Annotated in this window: 6 protein-coding genes, 1 tRNA gene and 1 pseudogene; 3 read left to right on the top strand and 5 right to left on the bottom strand. The window is 67.7% G+C overall.

Annotated features, from left to right (window positions below; all coding sequences use genetic code 11):
• Positions 1-2,235 (top strand): aminopeptidase N (pepN, locus tag J7E68_RS14275; protein ID WP_215173631.1); only part of this gene is annotated, 2,235 nt, incomplete at its 5' end.
• Positions 2,236-2,239: 4 nt separating this feature from the next.
• On the opposite strand, the gene J7E68_RS14270 is transcribed toward pepN, so the two are convergent.
• Together J7E68_RS14270 and J7E68_RS14265 are read right to left on the bottom strand one after the other, a co-directional pair.
• On the bottom strand, positions 2,240-3,118 hold the full coding sequence (locus tag J7E68_RS14270) for an aminoglycoside phosphotransferase family protein (protein ID WP_215173629.1): 879 nt from the start codon (positions 3,116-3,118) through the stop codon (positions 2,240-2,242).
• 6 nt (positions 3,119-3,124) lie between these two features.
• Positions 3,125-3,763: an MBL fold metallo-hydrolase gene (locus J7E68_RS14265; RefSeq protein ID WP_215173627.1), complete on the bottom strand. Its 639-nt coding sequence runs from the start codon at positions 3,761-3,763 to the stop codon at positions 3,125-3,127.
• Positions 3,764-3,913: 150 nt separating this feature from the next.
• On the opposite strand from J7E68_RS14265, the gene J7E68_RS14260 reads away from it, so the two are divergent.
• Positions 3,914-3,986: transfer RNA gene (locus J7E68_RS14260), tRNA-Glu, on the top strand.
• Positions 3,987-4,063: 77 nt separating this feature from the next.
• On the opposite strand, the gene J7E68_RS14255 is transcribed toward J7E68_RS14260, so the two are convergent.
• The 3 genes from J7E68_RS14255 to J7E68_RS14245 form a co-directional block, all read right to left on the bottom strand.
• Positions 4,064-5,386 (bottom strand): acyltransferase family protein, encoded by a 1,323-nt coding sequence (locus J7E68_RS14255; RefSeq protein ID WP_215173625.1) that lies wholly within the window; start codon positions 5,384-5,386, stop codon positions 4,064-4,066.
• A complete protein-coding gene (locus J7E68_RS14250; RefSeq protein ID WP_215173623.1) occupies positions 5,383-6,432 on the bottom strand; it encodes a DUF4349 domain-containing protein in 1,050 nt (349 codons plus the stop codon). Before J7E68_RS14250 ends, J7E68_RS14255 begins: the two co-directional genes overlap by 4 nt.
• Positions 6,429-6,986, bottom strand: a complete 558-nt coding sequence (locus J7E68_RS14245) for an RNA polymerase sigma factor (protein WP_215173621.1) — start codon at positions 6,984-6,986, stop codon at positions 6,429-6,431. The genes J7E68_RS14250 and J7E68_RS14245 overlap by 4 nt, the downstream gene beginning before the upstream one ends.
• 248 nt (positions 6,987-7,234) lie before the next feature.
• Here J7E68_RS14245 and J7E68_RS19910 point away from each other — a divergent pair.
• A pseudogene (locus tag J7E68_RS19910) lies at positions 7,235-7,404 on the top strand (TerC family protein); the annotation flags it as partial.

Here is a 7,404-nt window from a genome sequence, read left to right as displayed (position 1 = left end):
GGGCTGCGCGGCCTGGCAGGCACCAACACCGTGCGCGTCGAGGCGTTCGGCTCCTACAGCCGATCAGGCGAGGGACTGCACCGATTCCACGATCCCGCCGATCAGCTGACGTACCTCTACACCCAGTACGAACCGGCTGATTCGCGCCGGGTGATGGCGTGCTTCGAGCAGCCCGACATCAAGGCCCCGTACACCTTCGTGATCGATGCGCCTGCGGGGTGGGAGGTGCTCTCGAATCAGGCGGCGGTGCGCGTCGACGCCGGAGTCGGCGTGCAGCGGGTGGAATTCGCGCCGACCCTCCCGATCTCGAGCTACATCACCGCGGTCGCCGCCGGCCCCTACGCCCGCGTCGGCGGAGAGTGGCGACGCGACGAGCAGCGGATCGACCTCGGGGTGCTGGTGCGTCAATCGCTCGCGCAGTACCTGGAATCGGACGAGATCCTCGAGATCACGCGTCAGGGTCTGGACTTCTTCACGGATGCGTTCGCCTATCCGTATCCCTGGGGCAAGTACGACCAGATCTTCGTGCCCGAGTACAACCTGGGCGCGATGGAGAATCCCGGACTCGTGACGTTCACCGAGTCCTATCTCTCTCGGGGAGCGGCGACGGACGCACAGCGTGCGGCCCGCGCGAACACGATCCTGCACGAGATGGCGCACATGTGGTTCGGCGACCTCGTGACCATGAAATGGTGGGACGACCTGTGGCTCAAGGAGTCCTTCGCCGACTACATGGGATCGCACGCCTCAGCGGTGGCGACCCGCTTCCATGACGCCTGGGTGAAGTTCGCGGCCAACCGCAAGGCCTGGGCGTACCAGCAGGACCAGCTGCCCTCGACCCATCCGATCGTCGCGGACATCACCGACCTCGAGGCGGCGAAGCTGAACTTCGACGGCATCACCTACGCCAAGGGCGCGGCCGTGCTGAAGCAGCTCGTGGCGTTCGTGGGCGACGACGCGTTCTTCGAGGGCGCCCGTCGGTACTTCGCCGCGAACGCGTTCGGCAACACCACCCTCGATGACTTCCTCGTGCAGCTGAGCGCCGTCTCAGGCCGGGACATGACCGAGTGGTCGCGAGCCTGGCTGCAGACCACGGGGCTGTCGACGATCTGGCTCGAGACGGATGCCGACGGGGGAGCGGTGCTCGTGCAGAGTGATCCGCGTCCGCATCGGCTGCGGATCGGGCTCTACGACCGTGCCGATGGCCGCGTCGTGCGTCGCGATCAGACAGCCCTCGACATCGTCGACGAGCGCACGCCGATCGTGATGCCGAGTGCGGATCTCGTGCTTCTCAATGACGACGACCTCACCTATGCCAAGGTGCGGCTCGACGAGCGCTCACTCGCCACGGTGGAGGAGTCGCTCTCATCGATCGACGATCCCCTGGCCCGCGCTGTCGTGTGGTCGTCGCTGTGGAACGCGACTCGCGACGGCGAGCTGGCAGTGTCCCGCTACACGTCGATCGTGCGTGCGCACGCCCCCCAGGAGTCCAACATCGGCCTGCTCGTCGGGGTCGTGGCGAACGCCCTGTTCGCGATCCGGCACTATGTCGTCGATGCCGATCGCGGCGATGAGCAGCGCGCGTGGGTGGAGACCGCGTGGAGCGCTCTGCAGACGGCGACGGCCGGCAGCGACGCGCAGCTGACCTGGGCCCGCGCGCTCGCGACGGCGTCGGCGTTCGACGATTCGCGTCATCGCGAGATACGGGCGATCCTCGACGGCGACGCGCCCGAGGGGCTGCTGGTCGACCCTGATCTGCGGTGGCAGCTTCTCACCTCGCTGGTGACCACCGGTCACGCTGACACCCCCGACGTCTCCGCCGAGCAGGAGCGCGACGACACGGGCAGCGGACGCACCGCCGCCCGCCGTGCGCTCGCCTCACGTCCCGACCCGGACGTTCGTGCGGAAGCCTGGGACAGAGCGTGGAACGACACCTCGCTCAGCAACGACCACCTTGATGCCGAGATCGGCGGCTTCCGCGCCGGCGGTCGTCGCGACCTCGTCGCCGTCTTCGATGAGGAGTACTTCGCGAGGATCGGCGGAGCATGGCTCACCCGCAGCATCGAGCTGGCGCAGCGGCTGGTGGTGGGGCTGTTCCCCTCCACTGGGGATCTCCGTCTCGTCGATCAGTGGATCGCCGAGAACGAGGCCGCGCCCGCGGCTCTTCGGCGGATCGTCATCGAGCAGCGCGACCATCTCGCCCGCGACCTTCGAGTGCGAGCCTCGCAGCTCTAGCCGTTCACCCCTCGGCCAGAGCCTCGACGGTGCGCGATCCCACGGCGTGGTGGTCGGGCCGGTCGTCGCTCTGCGTCATGAAGACCAGAGCGATGTATGCGGCCCACGCCCGCGCACGGATCCACGTCGCCTCGTCGTATCGCGCTGTCGTGGCCGCGCGAAAGGCATCGCGTCCGGCCGCGTCGAAGAGCATCCAGGACGATGCGAGATCGTAGGCGGGGTCGCCGGTCGTCACATCCCCGAAGTCGATGAGGGCCGAGAGTCGACCCTCATCGACGAGTACGTTGCCCGGGTGCAGGTCTCCGTGCACCCAAACGTCCTCGGTGTTCCGGGGTGCCTCGAGGCCGGCGGACCAGGCGGCCCCCAGCGCCGGATGCTCAGAGAACTGCTCGAGTCGAGGGCGCATCGCCTCGTCGCGGGTGACAAGAGCGCGACCTCGCACCGGATTGCGTGGCGCATCAGCGGGAGCCGTGACGTGCAGAGCGCCGAGCGACCCAGCCAGCTGCGGTGCCCGCTGCGAGTTCTCGGCGCGGGGGAGCTGGCTCGGAGGCGTCCCTGCGATCCACGGCACGATCGACCACGGCCACGGGAAGTCGGCTTTCGGAAGGCCTGAGAAGATCGGCACCGGCGTCCGGATTCCGACAGCCGCGAGAGCCGGGCCGATCTCAGGAAGCGCGCGCTGCTCGTGGCCGATCAGCGGAACGGCCAGTGCGCGCCGCGGCAGCCTGATGAGAAGCTCCGAACCGAGTCTCCACAGGGAGTTGTCCCAGCCGTCGGCGAACTGCGCCAGAGGGAGGTGTGCGAGATCGGGGACCGCGTGGCGAAGGAGAGTACGGACCTGCTCCTCGTCGACGCTGTGCTCGGCCGCCGGTGAGTCGGGCACAGTCGGTCAGAAGTCGATCGACTCACCGGGCTCGAGCACCGTGAACTCGCCGCCACCCTGTTCCGTCGCCCATTGCAGGCGCTGGCGGTGCATTGTCTTGCCCGCGACCGACAGCGTCATGTCGTGGGTGCCGAAAGCGCGGCGCGGCTTCACGGCGAGCACATAGTCCATCGCCTCGCCGACTTTGAGCCAGGGGGCTCCCAGCGGGGCGGCGAGAGTGCCGACATCGATGCCCTCGGGCACCGCGTAGGAGTCGCCGGGATAGTAGAAGTCGTCGTTCACCAGCACGCCGACGTTCTCGACGACGGGAAGCGAGGAGTGGATCACCTCGTGGGTTCCTCCGAAGAAGCGAAGGGTGAATGCTCCCACCTCGATCGTGTCGCCGGGAGCGACGATCGAGATGTCGTAGCCCTCGGCCGCACGGGCGACCCCGGAGGGCGCGTAGATCGGCGTTCCGGGGGCTGCTCGGAGGATCCGATCCAGATGCTCGGGAGTCCAGTGGTCGGGGTGCTCATGGGTGATGACGACCGCGACGAGACTCGCGAGATCGTCGAGCGGCGACGTGAAAGACCCGGGATCGATGACGAGAACGTCATCGCCCTGCTGGATGCGAAGAGCGGCATGTTCGAATTTCGTGACTCGCATGGGATGAGTCAACTCCTTCGGAGCGCCGCTGGCAAACCTCACCGGGCGCGCCACGCCCGGGAATCGAGAGGGGCTCGGCTCGATTTGGCGGCGCGAGAATCGTCGTGGCATACTTGTACAGTTGTCGCGGCACGGAAACGTAACGCAGACGGCCCCATCGTATAGCGGCCTAGTACGCTGCCCTCTCACGGCGGTAACGCGGGTTCGAATCCCGCTGGGGTCACAACACCAGAAAGCCCCCGGTTCTCCGGGGGCTTTCGTCGTATCCGAGACCCTGCTCGTCGCTGTCCGACCTCGTCGTCACCCTCGGCCGTCGCGCCTCGAGCCCGTCAGCCACAGCGCCATCGCCGTGCACACGAGTGCGGCGGCCGCCAGCGGGAAGTCCAGACCGTATGCGGTGATCGCGATGATCGGGGCGATGAAGAGCAGCACGGCCGAGACCGTGGCGCCGGGGGAGGGGAAGCGCGCGATCCCCCGAGCCGGGGACTTCTCGAATCGGATGAGCCAGAGGGAGAGCAGCCAGACGGCTCCGAGCACGACCAGCAGGAACAGCGGGCGCGTCCACCACCACACGGCGCTCCCGGGCGCGGGCAGCGGAATCGGCAGCAGCAGCTGGATCCCGATCAAGACCATGATCATCGGCAGATGCCAGAGGTAGACCGTCATGAGCCGAGAGCCGATCACGAAGACCACCCCCTGCGCTCCGCGGTGTCGCATGAGCGCAGTCAGGGGCGCGTGCAGGAGCGTGAGCGCGGAAGCCTGGATGACGGCGAGCAGTGTCATCGCGGTGGTCGGGGGCCATTGGTTGCCGAGCATGTTCCACGAGTACCCGCCCACGGAGACGAGGCCCCAGAGCGCGCCGTACCCGGCCGCCATCAGCAGGACGAGCTGCCACCAGCGGCGCTGCGCGAACCACCCGTCGAACAGGAAGAACCCGACCTGCTGCGCGAACAGCCAGACGAAGACGATGTTCGGGATGCCGAACAGCTCCTGCCCGAGTCCGTACCCGGTGCCGGCCACGGGCTGGATGCCGAAGAAGCCGCCGATCACCGTGAAGCGGAAGGTGTCGATGAGAACGGCACCTGCCAGGAGGACGAGCAGGACCCAGGCGCCGAATCGTTCGTGCATGCGCATCATCGTCGGCGCCGCGGCCTGGACGATCATGTACGCGGCGAGGAACCAGAGCGGCGATCCCACACCGATGGCCACGGTGTCGACGAGAGCAGGATCGATTCCGAGCATCCTGGTCGCGCCGAGCGCGGCGGAGAGGAACACGAAGAGCGGGAGGGCCGGGCGCGCGAGTCGCACGAGCCGCACGCGAACGAAGCTGTCGGCGGATTCACCCCGGGCCACGGCCGATCGCCATCCGGCGCGAGCGGCGTAGCCGCCGACGACGAAGAACAGCGGCATGATGTTCGCGACCCACGAGGCGGCCGTGAACCACGACTGCGCCTCGACTGTTCGCTCGATCAGCAGGGAACCGTCCGGTGCGCGCCCGACTCCGGTGAAGAGGATGTGCACGAACACCACGAGCACGACGCAGACCACGCGCGCCAGATCGAGGGTGAGATCGCGCCCTTCCGGGACAGTCCGGATCGTCGATTCCGTGGCGGCGCTGCTCATGCCGATGACTCTAGCGGGGCGATGCAGGCGTCACGTCGGTCTGTCCGCCGTCCCGACGGGTCCGTCGTGCTCGGCGGATCAGCCAGATGACGAGGAACACGACCGCGGCGATCGCAACCCACGGCAGGACGAACCCGACGGCGATGACGAGCGCGNNGCGGTGCCGCGATGCGGGTCAGCTCGACCTGCAGGCTCGACATCGACACCTGATCCTCGAGCGCCGCCAACTGCTGCTCATAGGACTCGAGCTGTGCTTGACGATCGGTGAGCGCCACCTCGGCCTCGATGAGCTCGGCGACCGTACCCGTCTGCGCCATCAACTCGGTCAGCCGCTTCACCGATGCCTCAGTCGCGTCGACGCGAGCCCGCAGGTCGATCGCCGTCGAGGTGACGTCCTGCTGCGAGATCGACGACGAGAGCACCTCGCCCGATTCGGCGAGCTCATCGATGACCTCGGTGAGATCTGCGGACGGCACCCGGATGCTGATCCATCCGTAGCCGGCGTCCGGCGGGGTCGGCGAGGAGGTGTCGTCGACCGCGAGGGTCTTGCCGACCTCGGTGCTCTCGACGTACCCGCCGTGGGCGGTCGCGAGCGCTCGGATGTCGGCTGCGGCATCCGCGATGTCTTTCACCTGCAGTGTGGCCGAGGCCGTCGCGATGATCTCGCGGTCGGCGTCTGCTGCAGCTCCGGGGACGACAGTCGATTCCGGCGAATCAGCCGCGCCGCCCGGGGCGCTCTGCTCGGCGGAGCCGCCGCCGGAGTCCTGAGAGACACCGTCCGTGAACACGCCGTCGCCCTCGGCGGAGCTCATCGAGCCGCCGCCCACCGCGCTCAGGCTCGGCGGGGTGACGAGGACGCCGACGACGAATGCGGCGGCGATACCCGCAGCCGTGAGCCAGCCATGGCGTCGGCGCCGGGCCCGCGTCGCTGTCGCGGCCAGGGGAGGCTTCTGCGAAGCGATCTCTGAGAAGACAGCGCTCTCGATGCGTGCGACAGCGGCATCGGAAAGCTCGGGGAGATCGCCTGTCGTGCTCTTGTCGTTCATGCCTCGCTCGCTTCCTTCACGGCACCGCGCAGTCGGGTGCGGACTCGCGAGAGACGGTTCCGGACGATTGCGTGACTCACGCCCAGCTCTTCCGCTGCGGCCTGGTAGGCATAGCCCTCGGCGGCGCAGAGGCGGAAGATCTCACGATCGAGATCGCTCAGGGTGTCGACCTCCGCCGCGATCCTCGCCGCAAGTGCCGCGGTGATCACCTGCTCCTCGACGTCGATGGTCGAGGGGAGGGCGTCATCGACGGCATCCGTCGTGTGCGCCAGGTCGCGTCGCCGTCGGCGCAGACGATTCGCCGCCTGGAACCGACAGATCGTCGCGAGCCACGGAAGGATCGATTCCCCCTGCAATTCGAACCCCGGCAGTTTCCGCCACGCGGTGACGAAGGTCTCCTGCACCACGTCCTCCGCATCGACGGCCGAGCCGAGGATGCCGTGTGCGATCCAGTAGACCGGTCGGACATATGCGCGGTACAGCTCGCGGAAGGCACTCTCATCGCCCGCCGCGGCCTGCGCCGCCCATTTCTGATCACTCGTCTGCACGGTCATCCCGATTCCGTTCGGTGTCTCTCACCAGGGAAGTGTCGGAGGATGCCCCATCGTCTCAGATCGGCGCGAGAACCCGCATCCGCGACGGCGTCGCTCCGCTACCATTGGTGACGCGAGAGGGAGTATCCCGCAAGCGCATCCACCGTCATCACGAGCACCGACATCGCTGCTCCGGTCGTGCGACGCACTCTGTGCGTGGGAGAGACTTTCGGCCTTCTTCCGACCCTCCCGAAAGGTGCTGTACGCCCTTGGACATCCCCGTCTGGTTCGAGATCACCTCGATGGTCGTGCTCACGATCATCCTGATCGGCGACCTGCTGCTCATCCGACTCCGTCCGCACATCCCGTCGACCAAGGAGTCGACCCTGTGGGTCGTGTTCTACGTCGGTCTCGCGCTGCTCTTCGCGGTGCTGCTCGG

The organism is Microbacterium sp. ISL-103 (genome assembly GCF_018613995.1).
In the GTDB taxonomy this organism is placed as follows: domain Bacteria; phylum Actinomycetota; class Actinomycetes; order Actinomycetales; family Microbacteriaceae; genus Microbacterium.
Note: the sequence above shows the minus strand (reverse complement) of the source record. Positions and strands in the feature narration are given on the sequence as shown.